Here is a 25,587-nt window from a genome sequence, read left to right as displayed (position 1 = left end):
ACACAGGAAAGTCTCTGTATGAAACCGCTGAAAGTCACCATTTGCGGCGCAGGCCGGACCGGGCATCTGAATGCCATCCTGTTTAAACAGTTGCCCAATGTTCACGTTTCGATACTCACCAATAATCAAGAGGTGGTTGATCGTCACCTCGCCAATCTGCCGATGCTGGCGCTGATGCCGGACGGCTCGACGCTGAGCGCGCGACCGGACCAGGTCAGCAGCGATGCGAGTGTTGTAGTTGCCGACGCTGACATCGTGATCATTACGGTTCCGGCCCACGCACGACCGCAAACCCTGCAAGCCATCGCACCGCATTTGAGTTCAGGCAAACCGGTGTACGTCGGCGCAATCCCGGGTTTCTGCGGCTTCGACTGGCTGGCGGAAGCTTCGCTGGGCGAACACTCGAACGTGGTGATCTGGGGCATGAAGGATGTGCCGCATACCGCGTTCGATCTGAAGCCGGGCGTGTCGGTCAAGATGGGCGGCGGCAAGAGCCAGTTGTATGTCGCGTTGCACGACCGGGAATCAGCGCAATCACGGCTGCACCTGGAAAAAATCCTCATCACGCTTTATGGCCCCTGCGTGACGATGCTCGACCACTACCTGGAAATCACCCTGACACCGGGCAACCCGATCATGCACAGCTCGGTGATCTACGGTTTGATCGGTCCTTACGGCCAATGGCATCGCAAGATCTTCCCGCAACGAATGTGCTGGTGGACCGAATGCCCCGAGCTGGGCGCCTATTTTCTGGAGCGCATGGATCAGGAAAGTCAGGAACTGTGCAGCGTGATCAGCCAGCGCATGGGCATCGACCTGTCATCGGTCAAATCCCTCAAGCAGGAAATCGTCGAGGCCTATGGCGAGCAGATCCGCGATCAGAGCAGCATGCTGTCGATCCTGCGCACCAACCAGGCCTACAACGACATCCTCGCGCCAATGATTCCGGCCGACGACAACCGCGCCGGCTACGTGATCGAGCGCGAAAGCCGCGCCTTCAACGAAGACGTTGCCTACGGCCTCGTGCTGCTGGTGGAAATGGCCCGGCGCTTCGAACTGAAAGTCCCCTACATCGAAGAAGTCCTGCAATGGAGCGTTTCCTATATGCAGGGCCTGCGCGACTCGGCGCTCGACTACTTCCCCCGCCATTGGCCGCGCACGGCGTGAGCGGGTTCAACTTTTCATTAATTTCTCGACGAGCAGATAGCTGATATGGATGACTTCAAAACACTCATCGCCTACTCCCGCAAGAACGCCCTGCGACGGATGATCCGTTGCCTGTTTGCCGAAAACATTCTGGATCGCGCGGGCCTGCGCTTCTCTGAGGCCGGTAACGAGGCCACGTACGCGCTGAAAGACGGTCGTTCCCATGTGTTCTTTTCCAACATCGCCAAGGGCCCGGCCGATACCGTAGTCAATGACGGCGACGTGATCCTGATGACCGATGAAGGCGTACGCCAGGTGATCTACACCCATCATGACCTGCTGGATGTGCTGCGCGACAGCTTCGATTTCGAACCCACCGATGAAGGCATCGCCGGGCTCAAGTCGGACATGGAAAACAGCCTGATGAACGACGCCCACGCGCGTCAGCATCGCCAGCAATGGAACGCTCGACTGGCCGCCGCCGCCCGGGAACAGGGCCTCGACAGCCTGACCGATTACCTGCGCCAGCACGCCAGCACCAAGGACGCCGCGATCCTTCTCGACCAGTGGGGCTCGCTGGAAGGTCACCCCTACTATCCAACCTGGAAAGCCCGCCCGGGCCTCAGCGATGAGGAAGTCGAGCAACTGTCACCGGAGTTCAACGCCCAGGTGCCGCTGCGCATTGCCGCGCTGCGGGCCGACATGGCGAAAAGCGAAAGCATGCCTCACGTCAGCGATTACCACAGCTGGTTCGCCAGTAACTTCCCAACGCAATGGGCGCAATGGAAGGCGTCGCTGAACGACAAGGGCCTGGACGAATCCCAGTGGTTGCCGCTACCGATTCACTCATGGCATTTGCAGGCTTACGTGCTGAAAAACTTTGCGGCGGAAATTGCAGAAGGCATTCTCATCATCGACGGTCCGGACATCCAGACCCTGCCGACCATGTCCTACCGCACGATGATGCCGGTGCTCAAGGAGAGCGCGCCGCTGATCAAGTTACCGATTGCCGTGTGGATGACCAGCGAGCTGCGCAGCCTGCAAGCCAAGTCGATCCACATGGGGCCGCGCATCAGCACCGTCATCAGCAAAATCCTCCAGGTCGAAAACGGTTTCGGGCAGCGCCTGGAAATCTTCCCGGAAGAGATCGGTGTGCGCTACAAGAACGCGATCACGCAGGACGACCATCCCGGCCGGCATCTGTCGGTGGTGTTCCGTGCCAGCCAGCAAGCGTTTGAGCGTAACGACGATTGTCTGCCGATCACCGTGGCTTCTCTGTTCACTCGCTTGCCGGGCAACGGTCGACCACTGTTCACCGAGCTGATCGAGCGCGACGGCGTTCGGGCCAATGCCGCTCAGGTGGAAGACTGGTTCCGTCAGTACGCCAAAGTGGTCACTCATCCGGTAGTGGCGATCTACCTGATGTACGGGATCGGGCTTGAGGCGCATCAGCAGAACACGATGGTGCTGTTTTCCCCGGATGGCAAAGCACGTAGTCTGCTGATCCGCGATTTCGGCGATGGCAGGACCTACGCCCCATTGCTGGAGGGACGTGGCTACACCCTGCAACCGCACGTGCAGCCAGGCATTCTGCCGACAGTGTTCGAGGGCGATATCGAGCCGGTACGCATGTTCGTGCTCGACGCAGCGTTCCTCACGCACCTGCATGAAATGGCCCTGTGGCTGACCAAGGAGTACGCGCTGGACAACAACCGGATGTGGGACATTCTGCGTGAAGAAACCGAGCAGGCGTTCGCAGCGGTGCGCGAGCGTGTCGCGCCGGATCTATGGGAAGTCGAACGCAAGGCCTTCCTCAATGATCCATGGCCGACCCGTTCGTTGCTGCGCATGCACATGATGCAGTACTCCAACTACCGGATTCAGCACACGCTGACCAACCCGCTCAATGTCGTTCAATAACCGAGGCTGACTCATGACCCAAGCAGGTGCCATCGCGGGTTCGCGCGTAAGAGTCCTGATTTATCTTCTGTTCGCGATCCAGCTCATTTCGATGGGCGCGATGGAAATGAGCGGGCCGTTCTGGCCTGTCCACCTGCGCGGGCTGACCTCGTCAGACTCGCTTTTCAGCTTCGCCAGCATCGCCGTGTACGTCGGGCCGATGCTGGGCATTATTCTGACCAGTGCATTCTGGGGCCGTATCGGCGACCGCTACGGCCACAAGTTGATGATGATCCGCGCCCTCGCCGGCCTGTCATTGACCCAGCTTGGGCTGGCCCTGTGCAGTGACATCTGGGTGATCCTGATCCTGCGCTTCCTGCAAGGCGCCTTCGCCGGCTACATCGCCCCGGCCCAGGCGTACGGCGTGAGCATTGAAGCACCTTCGCGGCGGGCACGGCTGTTCGCGATCCTGCAGATCTCCACCAACGTCGGCTCGTTGCTCGGCGCAGTGGTCGGCGGACTGATCCTCGATTACGCGACATTCTTCTGGATCAACATGATCGCCGCTGTGTTATGCGCCATCTGCACCGTGGTCGCAGCCGTGACGTTGCCGGATGTACCGCCAGTGAAGAAAGCGCCGATCGCTGATAAAGCGGCGCCTGCCAGCCATAACACCAGCGTCTGGCAAGGCACGCCCCTGCTGTCGCTGCTGGGTGTCATGGGCATCCTGCTGCTGGCGCGGATGCTGCCGCAGACGTCGTTCTCGCTGTACGTCAGCTCGGTGTTCGAGGTCAGCAACTCGGTGGTCGGGCTGTGTTATGGCTTGCTGGCGCTGGGTTTCATTCTGTCGGCAACCGCGTGGTCGCGTTACTTCGAGCACCGTACCCAGCAGGACACCCTGCAACGCATCACTTATGTCGTCCTCGGCTGTATTGCGCTGACGGCCCTTGCCGGCTACACGCGCAACCCGATCGTGTTCGTCGGTACCTATTTCATCTGGGGCGTATTGCTGGGGGCCACCACGCCGGTGCTGATGGCCCTGATTTCCAAAACCGCCGACAGCTCGCGCCAGGGCTACGTGCTGGGCATTGCCCAAAGCACTGCGCAATTCGCGTCCATCGCCGGCATTTCGGCCGGTGGGTTACTCAGCCAGGTCTATGGTTTGCAGTACACCTACCTGTTTGTCTGCCTCGCCTACATGCTCGCGCTGATGCCCATCGTTGCCTTGCGCTACCGGCCGATGGTCATGCAACCGAGCCAGATGCCGCCGGGCGACTGACCAAGGAGTTTTCGTTGAACATTGAACAACTGCGCGCCGACACCCCTGGTGTCGAGCAACTGATTCACTTCAACAATGCGGGCGCGGCGCTGATGCCCAATCCAGTCATCGAAGCGGTGACCCGTCACTTGCAACTTGAAACCCGGATCGGCGGTTACGAAGCCGCCGGGCAACAGGCCCGGGAAGTGGAAGACGTTTACGACGCCATCGGCCAACTGATCAACGCGCGTCCCGAAGAAATCGCGGTAATTGAAAACGCGACCCGCGCCTGGGACATGGCCTTCTATTCATTGCCGCTGCGGCCTGGCGATGTGGTGCTGACATCGACCACCGAATACGCCGGCAACTACATTCCCTACCTGCAACTCAAGCAGCAGCGCGGCATCGAGATCAGGGTGATTCCTAACGACGAACAGGGTCAGGTGTCAGTGCCGGCGCTGCGGGACATGCTCGGCGATGATCGGGTCGCCCTGGTGTCGCTGCCGGTGATCGCCACCAACGGCGGCCCCGTGCAGCCTATCGAGCAGATCGGCGCCCTCGCCCGCGCGGCCGGGGTTCTGTTTCTGCTGGATGCCTGCCAGGGCGTCGGGCAGATGCCGATCGATGTGCAGAAAATCGGCTGTCATATGCTGGCGGCCACCAGCCGCAAATACCTTCGTGGCCCTCGGGGCATGGGGTTTCTCTACGTCGAAAAAACCTTGTGCGAAAACCTCGAACCGACGTTTCTCGACCTGCACGCGGCCTCATTGCTGACCCCGGATACCTTCAAGATCCGAGGCGATGCCCGACGATTTGAAAACTGGGAATGCAACGTTGCCGCGAAACTGGGCATGGGGGCGGCGGCCCGTTACGCCCTGGCGCAAGGCATCGAACCGATGTGGCAGCGCATTCAACGATTGTCGGCACACTTGCGCAATCGCCTGACCGACCTGCCCGGGGTGACACCGCAGGATCGAGGGGCGGTCAAGTCAGGCATCGTCACCTTCACCTGCCAGGGCACCAGCGCGGCGCAAGTCCAGACATGGCTGGCGCAGCAGGAAAAACGCGTCAATGTCACCACCTCGACTTTCCGCTCGACGCTGCTCGACATGCAGCAGCGGGACCTGCTGGAAGTCAGCCGGGCATCACTGCACGCCTACAACAGCGAGGCGGAAATCGATGCCATGGCGGACGCGTTGATGAGAATGCCACGCGCCTGAAAACGGATACGAATCGCGCTTGCGTCGCAGGCTCTTTGTAAACTAGCATTGGGAATACTTCTCAATTGCAAAACACTGCAGCCATGAGCGAAACCCTTCCCGCGAACAACGACAATCATCTGCGCGTGATCGAAGCGCTGTACAGCGGCCATCACGGCTGGCTGTACGCCACGCTGAAGAAAAAACTGGGTAACGCCATGGATGCGGCAGATCTGGCGCAGGATACTTTCACTCGGATCCTCGCTTCTCAGGTCACGACCATCGAGCAGCCCCGGGCCTACCTGAGTTGCGTGGCGAAAGGCATCCTCATCAACTGGTATCAGCGCAAGGCTCTGGAACGCGCCTACCTTGATGCCCTTGCGCATTTGCCCGCACCGGAAGTGCCCTCCCCCGAGTTGCGCTTCGTGGTGCTGGAAACCCTGCACGAAATCGACGCGATGCTCGACACCCTGCCGCCACTGGTCAAACGCGCGTTCCTGCTGTCGCAGATCGGCGGCTTGAAATACGCCGACATTGCCGAGCAGCTGGACGTCTCGCTGATCACCGTCAAGCGCTACATGAAACAGGCTTTCGTGCAGTGCCTGATGCTGGTGGAATGAATGCTTACGCGCCGCAGTGAACCGCCGCTCGATCCGAAAATACTCGAAGAAGCCGCCGAGTGGCTGATGCGTCTGAGCGAAAACGACCTCAGCGAAACCGAGCGTGCGGAGTGGGAGTACTGGAAAGTCAGCAGCCCCGAGCGCAACCGGGCGTGGGCCCGCGCGCAGTTGCTGCAAAGCAAGTTCGGCGGCCTGCCGCCGTCGCTGGCGATGTCGGCGCTGGATCGCCCGAGTAACCCGGAACGCCGCGCAGCCCTGGGCAAACTGGCCTTGCTGCTGGCGGCGATACCCGCCGGTTGGGGCAGCTGGAAACTGGCGCAGTCGCAGCAATGGTCCGCCGATTACCACACCGCCGTCGGGCAGCGCCGCGAACTGACCCTGGCCGACGGCTCGCAACTCACCCTGAACACCGACACGGCCATCGACGTTCTGTTCGACACCCGACAGCGGCTGATCCATTTACGCGAAGGCGAAATCCTGGTGCAGACTGCGCCGGACAACGCCGCGCAGCCTCGACCTTTTCTGGTCAGCACCCGTCAGGGCCGGATGCAGGCGCTGGGCACGCGCTTCACCGTTCGTGAATGGCAGCCGCACACCCAACTCGCAGTGCTCGAAGGCGCTGTGCAAGTCGAGCTGGCCGACAGCCCACAGAGCGCGCCGATCATCGTCAACGCCGGGCAACGTACCGACTTTTCATCACAGGCCTTTGGCTCGCTGAACCCGACCGACCGCAACGTTGGCGCCTGGACCGAGGGCATGCTGATGGCCGACAAGATGCGGCTGGCGGATTTCGTTGTCGAACTGGCGCGCTATCGCCGAGGCTTTGTGCGGTGCGATCCAGCCATTGCCGACCTGCGCATTTCCGGGGCCTTTCCCATCAGTGATACCCAACGCTCGCTGAACATGCTGGCGCAGACCTATCCCGTGCGCGTCTCCGGGCACTTGAGTGGTTACTGGGTGACGCTCTCACCCGCCTGAGCAAAAAAATCACCGCACGGGTGATACTTTTTTTGATCTCGGCTGGCTATGAAAGGAACAACCATTCCACCTCGTCCATAGGGTCATCCCTTCATGCTCGTTGCACGACCCTTGCTTGCGGATCGTCTGCTAAAGCCCGTTATGCGCGGCGTGTTGCTCAGCGTTGTGCTGGGCCTGGCCAGCAGCGCCCTCGCCGAGGCAGCCAGGCCGGAGCAGCTGGACGCGGTCACTGTGCGAGCCTACAACATCGGGCCCGGCCCGCTTGGCGTGACCCTCTCGAGCTTTGCCGTGGACGCCGGTATCGCCTTGTCGTTTCAGCCGTCGATCACCGAAGGCCTCGTCAGCCCTGGATTGTCCGGCAGCTACTCGGTGCAGGAAGCGGTGTCTCGACTGCTCGAAGGCAGTGGCCTGGAGATGGTCGCTCGCAGCGACGGGACCTGGACGCTGGTAGTGCGCCGGGTCACGTTGGCGGACACCACGGTCGAAGGCATCGACACGCGCACCGACAGCTTGCCGCCGGTGCTTGCGGGCGGTCAGGTCGCCCGCGGCGGACGCCTTGGCATTCTGGGCAACCGCGATGCGATGGACGCTCCGTTCAGTGTCAGCAGCTACACCTCGACACTGATCAAGGACCAGCAGGCTGTCACCGTCGGCGACTTGCTGGAGCGCGACTCATCGGTGCGTTCCACAGGGCAGACAGGGGGGATTGTCGACTCGTTCTTCATCCGTGGTTTTCCGGTCGGCGAAGGCAACCTCGGTGAACTGGCGTTCGACGGCGTGTACGGCGTGGCCTCCAACTACCGGGTGTTCACCGAGTACGCCGAACGGATCGAACTGGTCAAAGGCCCCGGCGCCCTGCTCTACGGCATGTCGCCCAACAGCGGTGTCGGCGGCGTGATCAACGTGGTACCCAAGCGTTCACTGGACGAAGACCTGACTCGTTTCACCACCAGTTACGCCTTGAATACCCAGCTCGGCGGCCACCTCGATGTCAGCCGACGCTTCGGTGAAGAACGCCGCTTCGGCGTGCGGATCAACAGCAGCGTCCAGCAAGGCGATACGGCTATCGACAAGCAATCCCGAGAGGTCGGTATCGGCGCGATGTCCCTCGACTACCAGGGCGAACGCCTGCGTACCACCCTGGACCTGATCAATCAGAAAGAGAGTTTCGACGCCGCATCCCGCCCCTTCCTGATTGCCTCCGGCGTGGAGATTCCGTCCGCAGCCAACGGCCGCACCAGCGTCAGCCAGGAATGGGGCTGGTCGGAAACCCGCGACAAATCGGCGTTGCTCGGCGGCGAATACGACCTCAACGACAACCTGACAGTGTTCGCCCACGCCGGCGGTGGCCGATCGGATGTCGCGCGCATGTCCGACCAGACGCCGACCATCATCAACGAAGCGGGCGACACCTCGTCGATCCCCGGCTATTACAAATTCGAAGTCCAGCGCTACACCGTCGATGCCGGTGCGCGGCTGCGGTTCGACACCGGGCCGATCAGTCATAGCACGGCGCTACAAGTCACCCGCTACCGCGATAACCTGTCCCGGGGGATTATTTCCGGCCCGGCGATCCTGTCGAACATCTATCACCCGCTCGATCGCCCGAAACCCGCGATCGCCAAGCCGGATACCCCGAAGGTTTCCGAAAGCGAGCTGTCGGGCGTGGCCCTCGCCGACACCCTGTCGGTGCTCGATGAACGCCTCCAGGTCACGCTCGGCGTGCGCCAGCAGAACATCAAGTCGGATAACTACAACACGGCCGGCTCAATCACCACGTCCTACGACAAAAGCAAATCCACGCCGCTGTTCGGGATCGTCGCCAAGCCCTGGGACCATGTCTCGTTCTACTACAACTACGTCGAAGGCCTGAGCAAGGGTGACATCGCGCCGTCCGCCGCTGCCAACGCGGGCGAGATCTTTTCCCCTTATGTGTCGCGCCAGCAGGAAGTCGGGGTCAAGCTCGACTACGGCCGTTTCATGTCCACCATCGCCCTGTTCCAGCTTGAAAAGCCCAGCGGTGAACTGGCATCCGGGGTGTTCTCGGTCAATGGCGAACAGCGCAACCGGGGCGTCGAACTGAACATGGCGGGCGAGATTGCAACAGGCACACGCCTGATCGGGGGCGTGACGCTGCTCGACGGCGAACTGACCCGAACCGGTGTCGCTGCCAACCGTGGCAACAAACCGGTCGGGGTTCCCGAAGTGCAAGCCAACCTCTGGGCCGAATGGGACGTGCCGCAAGTCGAAGGCCTGACATTGACCAGCGGCGCGATCTACACCGGCAGCCAGTACGTCAATCAGGCCAACACCCAACAACTGGACGCCTGGACCCGCTTCGATGTCGGCGCGCGCTACGCCACTCGCATCGCCGAACGGCCGACCACTTTGCGGGCCACCGTGCAGAACGTGTTTGACCGTAAATACTGGTCGGGCGTCGCCTCCTATGGCGCGTTCTCCCAGGGCGCGCCTCGAACCTTATTGCTCTCGGCCACTGTCGATTTCTGAAACGTCCGGCCCGGAGCGGCGCCTGGCGTCGTGGTCCGATCCGGCTTTTGCAAAGGCATACACCATGGTTAATGTTTTTCGCCGCCGCCAGACCTTCGCCGCCCTGCTGTTCGCCGGGCTGCTGGGTTTGTCGATTTCTTCCTTGATGCCAAGCCGCGTACAGGCTGGCGAAGCGGATCCGGCACTGGGCACCGTGACTGACTTGCAGGGCCGCACGGTCAAGGTTCACCTGCCGGTGCGCCGGGTCATTCTGGGTGAAGGTCGCCAGTTGTATCTGGTGGCCGCGCTGGATACGCAGAACCCTATCGAACGCATCGTCGGCTGGCGCAAGGACCTGATCCAGTCCGACCCGGACACCTATAACGCCTACCTGCGCAAATTCCCCGACATCGCGAAAATCCCGACCTTCGGCGGTTTCGAGAGCGGCACCTTCGACATCGAGCAGGCGATCTCGCAGAAGCCTGACGTGATCATCCTCAACATCGAAGCGCAGCACGCAACCGAGGATGCCCGCTACATCGAGAAACTCGATGCCCTGGGCATCCCGGTGGTGTACGTCGACTTTCGCAACAACCCCATGCAGAACACCGAGCCGACCATGCGTCTGTTCGGCAAGTTGTTCGGCAAGGAAGAGCGCGCCGAAGCGTTCATCGATTTTCGTAACCAGCAGATCCACCGCGTCACCGACGTGATCGAGAAATACCATCCTGCCCGTCCCAACGTGTTCATCGAGCGCATCGGTGGCTATACCGATGATTGCTGCCTGAGTTTCGGCAACGAGAACTTTGGTCAGTTCGTCGACATGGCCGGTGGCAATAACATCGCCCGTCGGATCATTCCGAGCACCTTTGGGCAACTGAACCCTGAGCAAGTGATCGTCGCCAATCCCGACCATGTGGTGGTTACCAGCGCCGACTGGGAAGCCTTTGCGCCGGGGGGCCATTGGGTCGGTGTCGGCCCGGGCGCGGATCTCACCGAAGCCCGACGCAAACTGGCCTGGTACACCCAGCGCCCGGCCTACGCCGGCATCAAGGCGCAGAACACTCAGGCGTTTCATGCGATCTGGCACCAGTTTTACAACAGCCCTTACCAGTTCGTGGCCATTCAGCAATTGGCCAAATGGTTCCACCCGGAACTGTTCGCCGATCTTGATCCCGATGCGGAATTTCGCGAGATGCACGAGCGCTTCCTGCCGGTGCCGTATGAACCGGGCTATTTCGTCAGCCTGCAAAAAACCGAGGACAAGCCATGAGTTCGCTGGGCGAAGCACCGATTGTGCAGAGCGTCACCTACCGGCGGCTGGTGCTGCGTAAACGGCTGATTCTGCTAGGGCTGGCCGTGCTGCTGATCTTCAGCGTGTTGCTCGATCTGGCACTGGGCCCGGCCCGTTACAGCCTCAGCGAAGTGCTCGGTGCTTTGTTCTCGCCGGAAACCGCATCGGCACAAGTGCGGGTGGTCATGTGGGACATCCGCCTGCCGGTGGCGTTGATGGCGGTCGCTGTCGGCGCGGCGCTTTCGCTCGCCGGGGCGCAGATGCAGACCATCCTCAACAACCCGCTCGCCAGCCCGTTCACCCTCGGTATTTCGGCGGCGGCCGGTTTCGGCGCGGCGCTGGGGCTGGCCTTCGGCGTGGCGCTGTTTCCGCTGGCGGCGCAATACATGGTGCCGCTTAACGCGTTCATCATGGCGATGCTCTCGGCGCTGTTGATTCACTTCATGAGCATGCGTCGTGGCGTGACCGCCGAAACCATCGTGCTGCTCGGCATCGCGCTGGTGTTTACCTTCAATGCGTTACTGGCGCTGGTGCAGTTTTTCGCCACCGAACAAGCCGTGGCAGCCGTGGTGTTCTGGACCATGGGCAGCCTGACCAAGGCCACGTGGCCGAAACTCGGGGTGATCTGCGTGGTGATCCTCATCACCCTGCCGATCTTCGCCAAACGTGCGTGGGCGATGACGGCCCTGCGCCTGGGCGACGACAAGGCTGCGAGTTTCGGCATCAACGTGCGCAGCCTGCGTTTCCAGACGCTGATCATGGTCAGCCTGCTCGCTTCGTTTCCGGTGGCGTTCGTTGGCACGATCGGCTTCATCGGGCTGGTTGGGCCGCACATCGCGCGGATGCTGATCGGCGAGGATCAGCGGTTTTTCCTGCCGGCCTCGTTGCTGACCGGTGCGCTGATCCTGTCCGCCAGTTCGGTGGTCAGCAAGACCCTGATCCCGGGTGCGATATTCCCCATCGGTGTGGTCACGTCACTGATTGGCGTGCCGTTCTTCATTTCTCTGATTCTCAACGGTAAGAAAAACTCATGGTGAAGATCCGGCTCGACAACCTCGGCGCCCGCTACGGTCAGCGCGAGATCATTTCCGGCGTCAGTACCGCAACGTTTACCGGCGGCCAGGTCGTGGCCGTCGTCGGCCCCAACGCGGCAGGCAAATCGACGCTGTTCAAGCGCATGGCCGGGCTGATCGACGGGCCGGGCGAAGTGATTCTGGAAGGCTCGAAAAAAGGCACTCAAGGCATCAGCTACATGCCCCAGGGCCTGAACGCCAGCGCCCGGCTCACGGTGTACGAATCGGTGCTGCTGGCGCGCAAGCAACTGACGCCCAACTGGGCGGTTCACGATGATGAACTGAAACTGGTGGACGAGATTCTCGAAGCGCTCGGGATCACCGAACTGTCGTTTCGCAACCTCGGTGAGCTGAGCGGCGGCCAGCAGCAATTGGTGTCAATCGCCCAGACGCTGGTGCGCGAACCGGAAATCCTGCTGATGGACGAACCCACCAGCGCACTCGACATGCACCGGCAGGTTCAGGTTTTGAACTTCATGAAAGCCCTCGCGCGCCGTCGCGAAGTGATCGTGTTCATCGCCATCCACGACCTGAATCAGGCGCTGCGTTTTGCCGATCAGGTGCTGGTCATCGCGGGTGGCACGGCCCATGGCAGCGGGCCCAGCCATGAAGTCATCACCGAACCGATGCTGCGCGCGGTCTACAAGGTCGAGGCGCGGATCGAACAATGCAGTCGCGGGCAGCACCATATTCTGATCGATGACATTGTTTGAGGGGGGATCCTCAGAGCAAGCTCCACGACACCCCGACATACATCGCCATGCCCTCACCCGGTGTGGAGCGTGCGGCGTCCAGTCCTTTATCGTCATAGCCCGGCGTAACGGTAGCGGCGTAGTGCTTGTCGGTCAGGTTGCGCATGTCCAGCCAGGTCTGCCAGTCGCCCTTGGGGGCGTTGTAACCGAGGGTCGCGCCGAAGGTGGCGTAAGGATCGGCGTAATAGCTGTTGGCGTAATCCACTGCGGTTTTCGAGACCAGTTGCGTGTTGACCGCTGCGAAGAAACCTTGTGGAAAGTCGTAGCGCAGTTCGCCCTGGTAGTAATGCATCGGCAGGCCCGGCAAGCGGTTGTCGCCGAAGCGGTCGTCGTCGCGGTAGTGGAAGTCGCTGAAGGTGTAGGCCTGACGCAGGCTCAACTTGCCGCCATCGTTCGCTGACCACAGGTTGCTGAGCAGACTGGCTTCCACGCCTTGGTGCACGGTCGGGCTGGCGTTGAGTTCGTATGGCGTGGTCGCGTTGGCGTCCGGCAACACCGAAAGCAATTCGTGGCGCACCTGAGCGTAGTACCAGGCCAGACTCCACTCGCCGAGCGCGCTGTCGCCGCGGCCGCCGAGTTCCAGGGTGGTCGCGGTCTGGTTCTGCAGTTTGACCGGATCGCGCTGGGTGCCGGTGGCGGCGCCGTTGCCGGTCGGGAAGCGTATGTTGGAGCTATAGATCAGCGACCACGGATGCGGCGCTTCGACCGAGCGGCTGAGGTTGCCGAACAGTTGCAGGTCCGGCGTCACCTGATAGCGCAGGCCCAGACGTGGTGCGTAATCCCAGTCGCCGAGGCTGGTCTTGCCGCCACCCTCAGGGTAGGTCACCGCGCTTTCGCGACGGGTGTAGATCGCGGCGAGGCCGGTGGTCAGCCACAGGTCATCGGCGATTTCCAGGTCGTTGCCCACGTGCAGGACAGAATCCGACCCCTGATAAGTGAAGTTGCGCATGTGCGTGCCCGGCGCATAGCGGGCGGTGTTGCCGGTGGGAATCCGCACCCGTTCGCTGGCACCGTCGTTGGGCAGGTGCTTGGTGACTCGCAGGCCCACGGTGCTGTTGCTCTCCATCCCCCAGAGCGTGTCGCGGCGCTTGTAGTCAAACGTGCCGCTGACATCGGTGTAAGCGACCTTCAGGCGGTTGGGGCCTTCGCGCAGGTCCATCGGGTAATCGTGATAAACCAGACCGGTCTGGATGCTCGAATCGTCATCGATGTAGTACGTGGTTTTGTTGCCGATGAAGGTGCTGCCGGGCTGATCGCGGCTGTCGTTGCGCGTCACGTAGGCCGGGTTGGCCGCGCGTGGATCGTGCTCGATGGAGTGTTTGGTCACCCGCCCGGCGAGGTCGTTGTCGGTCTCGCGGTGACGGATGTAGAAGCGGGTTTCCAGATTCGGATTGAAGCGATAGCCGAAGTTGGCGATCACACCCTGGCTCTTGCTCGCGGTGTGATCCTGATAACCGTCGGAATGCGCGTTGGTCATCGACAGGTAGTAATCGAAATCGCCCAGCACCTGGCCGGAGCTGACTTGTCGCTGAGCGTAACCGTGGCTGCCCATGACGTAACGCACATTCAGCAGTGGCGCGTTATAGCCTGTGTGGCTGACGTAATCGACGGCGCCACCGAGGGCCAGCGCACCGCGATCAAAACCGTTGGCGCCGCGTAGCACTTCCACATGATCCAGCCACAGCGGCTCCAGCAGTTCATAAGGCGTGCCGCCCGGGCCGGTCAGCGGCAAACCGTCGAGCATCGTGTACAGCCCCGAGGCGTGGGCGCCGGGAGCGCGATTGATGCCCGAGCCACGGATCGAGATTTTCGTCCCTTCGTTGCCCGCGGACTGGGCATAGACACCGGGCTGATACGCCAACACATCCTGATTGCTCGCGACCCGGCCCTGCAATGGCTGGCGCATATCGACCACGTTGCTGCCACCCGGCACCTGGGCCAGACGAGCCTTCGCCTCTTCCACCGACAGATCGTCACCGCTCTGATCCTCGGCCCCGATCAGCACTTGCCCCAGTTCCAGCCACTGGGATTGCGCCTTGACCGGACAGACAAGGGCCAGCCCCAGCAAGGCAGCGGGCAGGGTTTTGAGCGAAGGCATCGGGTGAACTCCAGACAGGCGGGAACGGGCAGTGACAACTGCGACGCATGAAAGAACGAAGGAAACACATGGCGATTTGGTTTTTTGTCAGGTAAACAGGCCTGTGGTTTTCCAACAGCAATCAAACAAGGGAGCGTCTGAGGTGGCTGAAGAAGTGCTGAAGTCCAGGCTGGCCAATTTTCTCGTGCCCGGCGGACTCTGGGTGGGTGGGAAAGTGGTGATCACGCCGTCCGGGATTCGTATGAGTGCCAATGCCATGAACCGCGCGGTGCCCGGCGGAGTTCTGGACGTTGAAGTCCCGATAGCCACGATTCGCAAGGTCACTCTGGAGGGGGGATTTATTACCCGGATCGTCAGTCTGGAGACCGACAACGGTTACGTTTACTTCCGTTGTTTCGGAGCGAAGGCAATGGCCGGGCTGATCACAAAACTGTACGTCGCACACACGCTGAAACGAGCGGGCTGATCGCCCACCGAAACCCGCTCATTGCTCTGTCGCCTGCCGGTACTGCCGCGGGGTGAACCCGGTTGACGCCTTGAACTGCCGGGTGAACGCGCTGTGATCGGTGTAGCCGCATTGCAGCGCCACCTCGGTGATCGGCAGTTCGGTATGCAACAAGCGATGGGCATGTTCCAGCCGCACTTTCTGAATCATCTGCCTCGGCGTTAGGTGAAAGACCCGTTTGCAGTAGCGCTCCAGTTGCGCCACCGAAATACCGGCGATCCGGGTCAGTTCGCCCAAGGTGACACGCCGATTGAAATGCGCGCGGATGTGTTCGTCGACCGCCGCCAGGCGCTGAAACGCCGGGTGGGTTTCGCTCGCCGATTGCAGGTCTACCGAAATCCCCGCGAGGCCGATGATCTCGCCGTCGCGGTTGTACAGCGGACGCTTGTGCGTCAGGCACCAGCCCGGTTCGCGACTGCCGTACAGATGCAACTCCAGCTGATCCTCCAGCACCAATCCCTCTTCCAGCACCCGCCGGTCCTGCTCGGTATAACCCGGTCCCAGTTGCGCCGGAAACACCTGCGCACTGGTTTTGCCGAGCAGCGGTTTCAGGTCTTTCAAGCCGCAGCGCTGCACCAGCGTGCGATTGGCCAGGACGTACCGCGCCTGCATGTCCTTGATGAAGATCGCCGCGTTCGGAATCACGTCGAGCATCGGCAACAGCGGCGCCACCCCCGCCAGCAGCGCCTCGAGGGTGTAGGGACGATTGTGCGCATCGCCCTGGCTCAGGATCGCAAATGCGTTCTGCATGGTGACGGTTTTCCCCGGTGAGTGGATCGGGCTGAGGCGTTCGCGTGCAGATTGCAGCAACGTTCGAAGCGTGTCGAGCGCCGCTGGCTTTCTTCGCAACTGTGCCGAATTCGTCATCCGGAGCTGCGCAAAACATCAATCGCCCGACGCCCGATGAGTTCACTGTTTAGCCGTTCCAGTGACTCACACCTGCCTATCCAATAACTCACAAGAAGGCGATGCCATGTCAGGCCAAGGCAAGTTCAAAAAACAACTTTCATTGATCGACCTCACCTTTATCGGGCTGGGGGCGATCTTCGGTTCCGGCTGGTTGTTCGCGGCCAGTCACGTGTCGGCGATTGCCGGGCCGGCGGGGATTTTTTCCTGGTTGCTGGGCGGGTTCGCGGTGTTGCTGCTGGGCATCGTCTACTGCGAACTGGGCGCGGCATTGCCCCGCGCTGGCGGTGTGGTGCGCTACCCGGTTTACAGCCACGGGCCGCTGCTCGGTTACCTGATGGGTTTCATCACGTTGATCGCGTTTTCCAGTCTGGTGGCGATCGAAGTGGTTGCCTCGCGCCAATACGCGGCGGCCTGGTTTCCGAGCCTGACCAAGGCCGGCAGCGGTGATCCGACCCTGCTCGGCTGGCTGGTGCAGTTCGGCCTGCTGTGCGTGTTCTTCCTGCTCAACTACCGCAGCGTGAAGACCTTCGCCAAGGCCAACAATCTGGTCAGCGTGTTCAAGTTCATCGTGCCGCTGCTGGTGATCGGCGTGCTGTTCACCTTCTTCAAACCGGAAAACTTTCAGGTTCAGGGCTTCGCCCCATTCGGACTCTCGGGTATCGAGATGGCCGTCTCCGCCGGCGGTGTGATCTTCGCCTATCTGGGACTGACCCCGATCATTTCGGTGGCCAGCGAAGTGAAGAACCCGCAACGCACCATCCCGATTGCGCTGATCCTGTCGGTGCTACTTTCCACCGCGATCTACGTATTACTGCAAACGGCCTTCCTCGGCGGCATCCCGACCGAACTGCTCGCCAATGGCTGGGCGGGGGTTTCCAAGGAGTTCGCCCTGCCGTATCGCGACATCGCCCTGGCACTGGGCGTGGGCTGGCTGGCGTATCTGGTCGTCGCGGACGCGGTGATCTCCCCCAGCGGCTGCGGCAACATTTACATGAACGCCACCCCTCGGGTGATCTACGGCTGGGCGCAGACCGGCACGTTCTTCAAGGTCTTCACCCACATCGACGCGAAGTCCGGCATCCCGCGTCCGGCGCTGTGGCTGACCTTCGCCCTGTCGGTGTTCTGGACCCTGCCGTTCCCATCGTGGGAAGCACTGATCAACGTGGTGTCCGCCGCACTGGTGCTGAGCTATGCCGTCGCCCCGGTGACCGTCGCCGCGCTGCGTCGCAATGCCCCCGACATGCCGCGCCCGTTCCGGGTCAAGTGCATGGGCGTGCTGGGGCCGGTGTCGTTCATCATCGCTGCGCTGATCGTTTACTGGTCGGGCTGGAACACCGTGTCCTGGCTGCTCGGCCTGCAAATTCTGATGTTCGTCGTCTACCTGCTCTGCGGCCGCTTCGTGCCGACCGCCCACCTCAGTCTGTCCCGGCAAGTGCGCTCGTCGGCGTGGCTGATCGCTTTCTACGCGGTGACCATCGTCCTGTCGAAACTCGGCACCTTCGGCGGTCTGGGCATCCTCACCCATCCGTTCGACACCCTGGTCGTCGCAGCCTGTGCGATGGGCATCTATTACTGGGGCGCCGCCACCGGCGTACCGGCACACCTGCTGCGCCTGGAGTCCGAAGAGGATGAGAGCGAAGTCGCTTCGCCGTCACCCGCCTCCGCCGCCAATCCTCGCGCTGCCGGCGCTTACTGAAATCACTTAATGGGATCTGTCCATGAAACGAGTACACGTCATTGATTCCCACACCGGCGGCGAACCCACGCGTCTGGTGATGAAAGGTTTTCCCGATCTGCCCGGGCGCACCATGGCCGAGAAACGCGACGCCCTGCGCAATCAGCATGATCAATGGCGCCGCGCCTGCCTACTGGAACCGCGTGGCAACGATGTGCTGGTGGGCGCGCTGTATTGCGAGCCGGTGTCGCCGGACGCCACCTGCGGGGTGATTTTCTTCAACAACGCCGGTTACCTCGGCATGTGCGGCCACGGCACCATCGGCCTCGTTGCATCGTTGCAGCACCTGGGGCTGATCGCACCGGGGGTGCACAAGATCGACACGCCGGTCGGCCCGGTCAGCGCCACGCTGCATGAAGACGGCGCCGTGACCCTGGGCAACGTGCCCGCCTATCGCTCACGCAAACAGGTGGCGGTGGAAGTGCCGGGATACGGCCGCTTCCTCGGTGACGTCGCCTACGGCGGCAACTGGTTTTTCCTGGTCTCCGAACACGGCCAGACCCTGACGATGGACAACGTCGACACCCTGACCGACCTCACCTGGAAAATGCTCAAGGCCCTCGAAGACCAGGGCATCCATGGCGAGGACGGCGCGCTCATCGACCACATCGAACTGTTCGCCGATGACGCCGAAGCCGACAGCCGCAACTTCGTCATGTGCCCCGGCAAAGCCTACGACCGCTCCCCTTGCGGCACCGGCACCAGCGCCAAACTGGCATGCCTGGCCGCCGACGAAAAACTCGCGCCCGGCGAGCGCTGGGTGCAGGCGAGCATCACCGGCAGCCAGTTCGAAGGCCGCTTTGAATGGGAAGGCGATCGCATCCGCCCCTACATCACCGGCCGCGCCCACATGACCGCCGACAGCACGCTGCTGATCGACGAAACCGATCCGTTCGCGTGGGGCATCTGAGCCGCTGCGCTGCACTTCAAACCCCTCTGAATGACCGTTCCAAGGAGAACAATAATGAGCGACAACATCTTCACAGGCTGCATGCCCGCCCTGATGACCCCGTGCACCGCCGCGCGCAAACCAGACTTCGACGCCTTGGTGGCCAAGGGTCGCGAGCTGATCGACATCGGCATGAGCGCGGTCGTGTACTGCGGCTCCATGGGCGACTGGCCGCTGCTCACCGAAGCCGAGCGTCAGGAAGGCGTGGCGCGGCTGGTGGCCGCCGGGATTCCGACCATCGTCGGCACCGGCGCGGTCAACACCCGTGAAGCAGTGTCCCACGCTGCACACGCGGCGAAAGTCGGCGCGCAGGGCTTGATGGTGATTCCTCGGGTGCTGTCCCGTGGCGCTTCGGCGGCGGCGCAAAAAGCCCATTTCGCGGCGATTCTGCAAGCCGCGCCGAACCTGCCGGCGGTGATCTACAACAGCCCTTACTACGGCTTCGCCACCCGCGCCGATCTGTTCTTCGAACTGCGCCGTGAATACCCGAACCTGATCGGTTTCAAGGAATTCGGCGGTGGCGCCGATCTGCGCTACGCCGCTGAAAACATCACCTCCAAGGACGATGACGTAACCCTGATGGTCGGTGTCGACACCCAAGTCGTGCACGGTTTCGTCAACTGCAACGCCACCGGCGCCATCACCGGGATCGGCAACGCCCTGCCCCGCGAAGTGCTGCAACTGGTGGCCCTGAGCAAGCAGGCGGCCAAGGGTGATGCCAAGGCCCGGCGTCAGGCCCGCGAGCTGGAGTCGGCACTGGCGGTGCTGTCGTCCTTCGACGAAGGCACGGATCTGGTGCTGTATTACAAACACCTGATGGTGCTCAACGGCGACAAGGAATACACCCTGCATTTCAATGAAACCGATGCCTTGAGCGACTCGCAACGCCGTTACGCGGAAGCCCAGTACACGCTGTTCCGTCACTGGTACGAAAACTGGTCGGCGGAACAGAACTTCGCCTGACCTGCCGCTGCGCTCAAGCCCGCCGCCACCCACGGCGGCGGGCCTTATTCGTGACCTGCTTTATTGATAAGGAATGCGCCATGCCCCTGACGGGCCAACTGCTGATCGGTCAGCAAACCCTCACCGGCGACCGCGACGTCATCCACGGGATCAACCCCGCCACCAACGCGCCTTTGCAACCGGCCTACGCCGGCGGCTCTGCCGAGCATGTCGAGCAGGCCTGCGCACTGGCCTGGGCGGCGCTCGACCGTTATCGCGAGACATCGCTCGAGGCACGGGCCGAATTCATTGACACCATTGCGAGCGAAATCGAAGCGCTGGGCGACGAACTGATCGACCGCGCCCTGGCCGAAACCGGCCTGCCGCGCCCGCGCCTTGTGGGTGAACGGGGCCGCACCTGTCAGCAACTGCGCTTGTTTGCCCGCACCGTACGGGCCGGTGAATGGCTGGATGTGCGAGTCGACAGCGCGCAACCGCAGCGCCAGCCGATGCCGCGTTCGGATCTGCGTCAGCGGCAGATTCCATTGGGTCCGGTAGCGGTGTTTGGCGCGAGCAACTTTCCACTGGCGTTCTCGGTGGCGGGTGGCGATACCGCTTCGGCCCTGGCCGCCGGTTGCCCGGTGATCGTCAAGGCTCACGGCGCCCATCCCGGCACCAGCGAACTGGTTGGCCGCGCCGTTGCGCGGGCGGTCAAGGCCTGTGGTTTGCCGGAAGGTGTGTTCTCGTTGTTGTACGGCTCCGGCCGTGAAGTGGGGATTGCGCTGCTCAGCGATCCACGGATCAAGGCGGTCGGCTTCACCGGTTCGCGCAGTGGCGGGCTCGCGCTGATTAAAGCGGCACAAGCCCGGCCAGAGCCGATTCCGGTGTACGCGGAAATGAGTTCGATCAACCCGGTGTTGCTGTTTCCGGCAGCATTGCAGAATCGCGCCGAGGCGTTGGCCCAAGGGTTTGTGGCTTCGCTGACGCTGGGCGCCGGTCAGTTCTGCACCAATCCCGGCTTGGTGATCGCCCACAAGGGGCCGGCGCTGGACGCCTTCATTGGCGCCACCAGCGAACTGATCCAGCGCAGCCCCGCGCAGACTATGCTGACGCCGGGAATTTTCAACGCCTACGAATCCAGCGTGAATGCCCTCGCGGAAAATGCCCAGGCGCGTATTGCCGCCGTCGGCCAGCGCGCGACGGAACCGAATCAGGGCCAGGCTCATGTGTTCATCACCGATGCCGCCGACTTCCTCGCCGATCATTCGTTGCAGGCCGAAGCCTTCGGCGCCGCGTCCTTGATCGTGCAATGCGCCAGCGACGCTGAAATCCGTCAGGTGCTCGAACAGCTGGAAGGCCAACTGACCGCCACGTTGCATCTCGATGACGAGGATCTGCAACAGGCCCGCGCCTTGCTGCCGACCCTCGAACGCAAGGCCGGACGCCTGCTGGTCAACGGCTGGCCGACCGGCGTTGAAGTCTGCGACGCGATGGTGCACGGCGGGCCGTTCCCGGCGACTTCCGATTCACGCACCACCTCGGTAGGCACCGCGGCGATCCTGCGTTTCCTGCGCCCGGTCTGCTATCAGGATTTTCCCGACAGCTTGCTGCCGATCGCGCTCAAACACGCCAATCCACTGTCGCTGCGTCGCTTGCTCGATGGCCAAAGGGAAACCGCGAAAAATGCCGAATAACCCGCACGACATCGCCGTGGTCGGCGCCGGTATCATCGGCGTCGCGAGCGCCCTGCGCCTTGCCCGTCAGGGTTTGCGGGTGGTGGTGATCGACCCGCAGGAACCGGGCCACGGCGCCTCGTTCGGCAACGCCGGGCACCTGGCGACCGAGCAGGTGTTTCCGATTGCCGACAGCTCGATCCTCAAACGCCTGCCGGCCATGCTCATGGACCCGATGGGGCCGCTGCGCCTGGACTGGAAATACCTGCCCCGCGCCCTGCCCTGGTTTGCGCGGTTGTTGCTGAACCTGCGCTCGGCACCGTTCCAGCGCACCGTTGCCGGGTTGCGGGCGCTGAATGAAAGCTCGCTCGACGCCTGGCACCGCTTGCTCAACGACATTCAGCGTCCCGAGCTGCTGAAGATGGAAGGCTCGCTGCTGGTGTTCGAACGACCCGGCTCACGCCCGGCACTCGAAGCACTGCAGCGACGCATGCAACAGCAACAAGTGCCAGTCGATTGGTGGCAGGCCGGAGCGGTACGCGAGACCGTGCCGCAACTCAGCGAACAGATTCAGGGCGGACTGTTTTTCCCGAACACCGGGCATTTCATCGACCCCTACCGCGTCGTGCGTGAGTTGGTGGAAGCGGCGAAAGCCAGCGGCGTGCAGTTTGTGAAACAGGCGGTTCAGGGCGGGCAACTGCATGAGCATGGCGTCAATCTGATAACCGGAACCGGCGCCCTGTCCGCTCGCCAGGTACTGATCGCCTGTGGCGCCCACTCGGCAAAACTCACCGCTGCACTGACTGGCAAAAAAGTCCCGCTGGACACCGAGCGCGGCTATCACCTGATGCTGCCCCACGAACACAACCGGCTGCCTTTCCCCGTCACCTCGCTGGAACGCAAATTCATCATGACCCCGATGTCCGACGGCCTGCGCCTGGCCGGCACCGTCGAATTCGCCGGCCTCGAAGCCCCACCGACCATGGCCCGCGCCTGGCAGTTACATCGGTTGAGCAAGGGGTTGTTTCGTGATGATTTGAGTGTCGAGGCAGCCACACCGTGGATGGGGTTTCGGCCGTCGCTGCCGGATTCGCTGCCGGTGATCGATCGGGTGTGTGACGGCAAGGTATTGCTTGCGTTCGGGCATCAGCATCTGGGGCTGACGCAGGCGGCGGTGACGGCGGAGATGGTTGAAGAGATGGTTTCACCATCGGCGCAGGACACGGCGCGCATTCTGCCGGTGCGCGAGCCCTATAGACTGGATCGCTTTTGAGTGGCCGTCTATCGGGCGCCCTGCTGGTATTCACGGGGCGTACACCCGAACTCTCGGCGAAACACCGTGTGCAGGTACTGAGCGGATTTGAAACCGCACGTGCGGGCAACGTCCGCAATCGCCGTGTCGGTTTTTTCCAGCCCGCGGGTGGCCGCCGCCAGTTTGAAACGCAGAATCTCGTCATGCACGCTGCAACCACGCACCGCACGAAAATGCGACTCCAGCGAGGAACGCGACACGCCGACATAAGCCGCCACTTGCGCGGTCTTGATGCCCTGGCAGGCATATTGGCGGATGAACAGCAGCGCCTGCATCACGTAGGGGTTGCCCAACGGTTGATGCAAGCTCGACACCTGGACGTTGATCGCTTCAGGCGGGATCAGGACATGCGCGCCCGTTGACGGCTTGCCGTGCAACATCTGGTGCAGCAGTTGCGCGGCGGTGCGGCCCATGGTTTCGGTGCCCTGGATCACCGAACTCAGGGGAACCCGGGTCAGGCTGCGGGTCAGCGGGTCATTGTCGATGCCGATCAGCGCCACCTGCTCCGGAACGGCGATGCCGGCGGTCAGGCAGGCTTGCAGCAACTGCCGGGCGCGGGCGTCACTGACCGCGATGATGCCAATGGGTTTGGGCAGGCTTTGCAGCCAGGCGATCAACTGTTCGACGGCGCTGTCCCACAGCGGTGCACTGGTGCCCATGCCGCGATAGACCTCGGCGTGCAAGCCGTCCCGTTGCATCAATCGTAGAAAGGCTTTTTCGCGCTCCTGAGCCCAACGATTGGCCTGCGCCTCAGGCAGGCTGAAGCAGGCGAACCGTTGCAGCCCGGCCTCGACCAAGTGTTCGTAAGCCAGTGTGATCAGTGCGTTGTTGTCGGTGGCGACGTACGGGATTCCTTTCGGATAAGCCCGCTCATCCTGATAAGAACCACCCACCGCCACCACGGGCAGCTTGATATCGGCCAGCGCCTCGCCGATCAACGGGTCGTCGAAGTCGGCAATGATGCCGTCGCCCTGCCAGCGCTCGATGCCCTTCAAGCGGCAGAGAAAATCCTCCTCCAGGAACAGATCCCAAGACGCGCGCGTGCTGCTCAGGTAGTTGCCGATGCCGCTGATGATGCCGCGGTCATAGATCTTGCTCCCGTTGAACAACAGGGCGATACGGTGAACAGGCGGTACGGTTTTCATTGTTTTCAGGCTTGTTCCGGGCCCCTTGCCGTAGAGGCGGTCTGCACAGACTAGGCGCGCAGAGGGCGAATCTCAATACGCAAAATCGCACTGCGTGTTGGTGATTTTCGCAATCGGCAGGCACAGGGCCGTTGCTAGTATCGGGACACGCCCAAGAACAACAACCAAGAACAACAAGGACATTGCCAATGCCGTACTTCCCCGATGTCGACCGGATTCGCTACGAAGGTCCTGCCAGCGATTCTCCCCTTGCCTTCCGTCACTACGACGCCGACAAAATCATCCTCGGCAAGCCCATGCGCGAACACCTGCGCATGGCCGCCTGTTATTGGCACACCTTTGTCTGGCCGGGCTCCGACGTGTTCGGCGCAGGGACGTTCAAACGCCCGTGGCAACACGCCGGTGACCCGATGGAGCTGGCCATTGGCAAGGCGCAGGCCGCGTTCGAATTTTTCTCCAAGCTGGGTATCGACTACTACTGCTTTCACGACACGGATGTCGCCCCCGAAGGCCACTCGCTGAAGGAGTACCGCAACCACTTCGCCCAAATGGTCGATCACCTGGAACGCCATCAGGAAGAAAGCGGAATCAAGCTGCTGTGGGGCACCGCCAACTGCTTCAGCAATCCGCGCTTCGCCGCCGGCGCCGCCAGCAACCCGGATCCTGAAGTGTTCGCCTGCGCCGCGGCCCAGGTCTTCAGCGCCATGAACGCGACTCAACGCCTCAAGGGCTCCAACTATGTGTTGTGGGGCGGTCGCGAAGGCTACGAAACCCTGCTCAACACCGACTTGAAACGCGAACGCGAACAACTGGGCCGCTTCATGCGCATGGTGGTCGAGCACAAGTACAAGATCGGCTTCAAAGGTGACCTGCTGATCGAGCCCAAACCGCAGGAACCGACCAAGCACCAGTACGATTACGACAGCGCCACGGTGTTCGGTTTTCTCCAGCAGTTCGGTCTGGAAAAGGAAATCAAGGTCAACATCGAAGCCAACCACGCGACCCTGGCCGGTCATAGTTTTCATCACGAGGTGGCGACGGCCGTCTCGCTGGGGATTTTCGGCAGCATCGACGCCAACCGGGGCGATCCGCAAAACGGCTGGGACACCGATCAATTCCCCAATAGCGTCGAGGAGATGACCCTGGTCATCTATGAAATCCTCAAGGCCGGCGGCTTCGGCAATGGCGGGTTCAACTTCGACTCCAAGGTACGCCGCCAGAGCCTCGACGAGGTCGATCTGTTTCACGGTCACGTCGGCGCCATGGACGTCCTCGCCCTGTCGCTCGAGCGGGCCGCCGCCATGGTTCAGAACGACCAGCTGCAACGGCTCAAGGACCAACGCTATGCCGGCTGGCAGCAGCCCTTCGGCCAGTCGGTGCTGGCGGGTGAGTTCAATCTTCAATCCCTGGCCGAGCACGCCTTCGCCAACGAACTGAACCCGCAGGCCGTCAGCGGCCGGCAGGAAATGCTCGAGAACGTCGTCAACCGGTTTATCTATCGCTGATCGCCAATGAGGACTGCGGACGCTGTGACATTTGCGCGACAAATCTGTAGTCCGTTTCGCCTGCTGATTCTCTACAGTTCCACCAGCCCGATATTCATCGTCAGGCCG

Annotated in this window: 20 protein-coding genes; 17 read left to right on the top strand and 3 right to left on the bottom strand. The window is 62.1% G+C overall.

Annotated features, from left to right (window positions below; all coding sequences use genetic code 11):
* The first annotated feature begins 18 nt into the window (after positions 1-18).
* The 10 genes from PDR5_RS12370 to PDR5_RS12325 all read left to right on the top strand — a co-directional run bounded on the left by PDR5_RS12370 (position 19) and on the right by PDR5_RS12325 (position 12,667).
* The gene (locus tag PDR5_RS12370; protein WP_064595769.1) at positions 19-1,167 is read left to right on the top strand and encodes an NAD/NADP-dependent octopine/nopaline dehydrogenase family protein; all 1,149 of its coding nucleotides are present in this window, start codon (positions 19-21) and stop codon (positions 1,165-1,167) included.
* Positions 1,168-1,212: 45 nt separating this feature from the next.
* Entirely contained in the window at positions 1,213-3,066 is a 1,854-nt protein-coding gene (locus PDR5_RS12365) for an IucA/IucC family protein (protein WP_064595767.1), read from the top strand.
* A 13-nt stretch (positions 3,067-3,079) separates the two neighbouring features.
* On the top strand, positions 3,080-4,324 hold the full coding sequence (locus PDR5_RS12360) for an MFS transporter (RefSeq protein ID WP_064595765.1): 1,245 nt from the start codon (positions 3,080-3,082) through the stop codon (positions 4,322-4,324).
* A 14-nt stretch (positions 4,325-4,338) separates the two neighbouring features.
* Positions 4,339-5,523 carry an aminotransferase class V-fold PLP-dependent enzyme gene (locus PDR5_RS12355; protein WP_082934395.1) on the top strand — a complete coding sequence of 395 codons (1,185 nt, stop codon included), beginning with the start codon at positions 4,339-4,341 and terminating at the stop codon, positions 5,521-5,523.
* A gap of 83 nt (positions 5,524-5,606) precedes the next feature.
* Complete coding sequence (locus PDR5_RS12350) at positions 5,607-6,122, top strand: sigma-70 family RNA polymerase sigma factor (protein ID WP_039771138.1); 516 nt, start codon at positions 5,607-5,609, stop codon at positions 6,120-6,122.
* On the top strand, positions 6,123-7,100 hold the full coding sequence (locus PDR5_RS12345) for a FecR domain-containing protein (RefSeq protein WP_064595763.1): 978 nt from the start codon (positions 6,123-6,125) through the stop codon (positions 7,098-7,100).
* Positions 7,101-7,193: 93 nt separating this feature from the next.
* Positions 7,194-9,608 (top strand): TonB-dependent receptor, encoded by a 2,415-nt coding sequence (locus tag PDR5_RS12340; protein WP_064595761.1) that lies wholly within the window; start codon positions 7,194-7,196, stop codon positions 9,606-9,608.
* Positions 9,609-9,672: 64 nt separating this feature from the next.
* A complete protein-coding gene (locus PDR5_RS12335) occupies positions 9,673-10,860 on the top strand; it encodes an ABC transporter substrate-binding protein (protein WP_064595759.1) in 1,188 nt (395 codons plus the stop codon).
* Entirely contained in the window at positions 10,857-11,918 is a 1,062-nt protein-coding gene (locus PDR5_RS12330) for a FecCD family ABC transporter permease (RefSeq protein WP_064595757.1), read from the top strand. The genes PDR5_RS12335 and PDR5_RS12330 overlap by 4 nt, the downstream gene beginning before the upstream one ends.
* A complete protein-coding gene (locus tag PDR5_RS12325; RefSeq protein ID WP_039771128.1) occupies positions 11,912-12,667 on the top strand; it encodes an ABC transporter ATP-binding protein in 756 nt (251 codons plus the stop codon). The genes PDR5_RS12330 and PDR5_RS12325 overlap by 7 nt, the downstream gene beginning before the upstream one ends.
* Positions 12,668-12,677: 10 nt before the next feature.
* Here the strand turns inward: PDR5_RS12325 and PDR5_RS12320 are convergent, their stop codons facing one another.
* Positions 12,678-14,804, bottom strand: coding sequence for a TonB-dependent receptor family protein (locus tag PDR5_RS12320; protein ID WP_064595755.1), 2,127 nt, complete (start codon positions 14,802-14,804; stop codon positions 12,678-12,680).
* Between the two features lie 142 nt (positions 14,805-14,946).
* On the opposite strand from PDR5_RS12320, the gene PDR5_RS12315 reads away from it, so the two are divergent.
* Positions 14,947-15,270, top strand: a complete 324-nt coding sequence (locus PDR5_RS12315; protein ID WP_082934460.1) for a hypothetical protein — start codon at positions 14,947-14,949, stop codon at positions 15,268-15,270.
* Between the two features lie 18 nt (positions 15,271-15,288).
* Here the strand turns inward: PDR5_RS12315 and PDR5_RS12310 are convergent, their stop codons facing one another.
* Positions 15,289-16,059, bottom strand: a complete 771-nt coding sequence (locus tag PDR5_RS12310) for an AraC family transcriptional regulator (protein ID WP_064595754.1) — start codon at positions 16,057-16,059, stop codon at positions 15,289-15,291.
* Positions 16,060-16,282: 223 nt separating this feature from the next.
* Between PDR5_RS12310 and PDR5_RS12305 the strand changes: the two genes are divergently transcribed.
* The 5 genes from PDR5_RS12305 to PDR5_RS12285 all read left to right on the top strand — a co-directional run bounded on the left by PDR5_RS12305 (position 16,283) and on the right by PDR5_RS12285 (position 22,790).
* Positions 16,283-17,914, top strand: coding sequence for an APC family permease (locus tag PDR5_RS12305; RefSeq protein WP_064595752.1), 1,632 nt, complete (start codon positions 16,283-16,285; stop codon positions 17,912-17,914).
* A 22-nt stretch (positions 17,915-17,936) separates the two neighbouring features.
* Entirely contained in the window at positions 17,937-18,863 is a 927-nt protein-coding gene (locus PDR5_RS12300) for a 4-hydroxyproline epimerase (RefSeq protein WP_064595750.1), read from the top strand.
* 54 nt (positions 18,864-18,917) lie between these two features.
* Positions 18,918-19,865: a dihydrodipicolinate synthase family protein gene (locus PDR5_RS12295; protein ID WP_064595748.1), complete on the top strand. Its 948-nt coding sequence runs from the start codon at positions 18,918-18,920 to the stop codon at positions 19,863-19,865.
* 80 nt (positions 19,866-19,945) lie between these two features.
* A complete protein-coding gene (locus PDR5_RS12290; RefSeq protein ID WP_064595747.1) occupies positions 19,946-21,538 on the top strand; it encodes an aldehyde dehydrogenase (NADP(+)) in 1,593 nt (530 codons plus the stop codon).
* The gene (locus PDR5_RS12285; RefSeq protein WP_064595744.1) at positions 21,528-22,790 is read left to right on the top strand and encodes an NAD(P)/FAD-dependent oxidoreductase; all 1,263 of its coding nucleotides are present in this window, start codon (positions 21,528-21,530) and stop codon (positions 22,788-22,790) included. Before PDR5_RS12290 ends, PDR5_RS12285 begins: the two co-directional genes overlap by 11 nt.
* 8 nt (positions 22,791-22,798) lie before the next feature.
* On the opposite strand, the gene PDR5_RS12280 is transcribed toward PDR5_RS12285, so the two are convergent.
* Positions 22,799-23,974 carry a XylR family transcriptional regulator gene (locus tag PDR5_RS12280; protein ID WP_064595742.1) on the bottom strand — a complete coding sequence of 392 codons (1,176 nt, stop codon included), beginning with the start codon at positions 23,972-23,974 and terminating at the stop codon, positions 22,799-22,801.
* Positions 23,975-24,162: 188 nt separating this feature from the next.
* On the opposite strand from PDR5_RS12280, the gene xylA reads away from it, so the two are divergent.
* The gene (gene xylA, locus PDR5_RS12275) at positions 24,163-25,479 is read left to right on the top strand and encodes a xylose isomerase (RefSeq protein ID WP_064595739.1); all 1,317 of its coding nucleotides are present in this window, start codon (positions 24,163-24,165) and stop codon (positions 25,477-25,479) included.
* Positions 25,480-25,587: the final 108 nt, after the last annotated feature.

This window comes from Pseudomonas sp. DR 5-09 (assembly GCF_001655595.1).
Lineage (GTDB): Bacteria > Pseudomonadota > Gammaproteobacteria > Pseudomonadales > Pseudomonadaceae > Aquipseudomonas > Aquipseudomonas pharyngis.
Note: the sequence above shows the minus strand (reverse complement) of the source record. Positions and strands in the feature narration are given on the sequence as shown.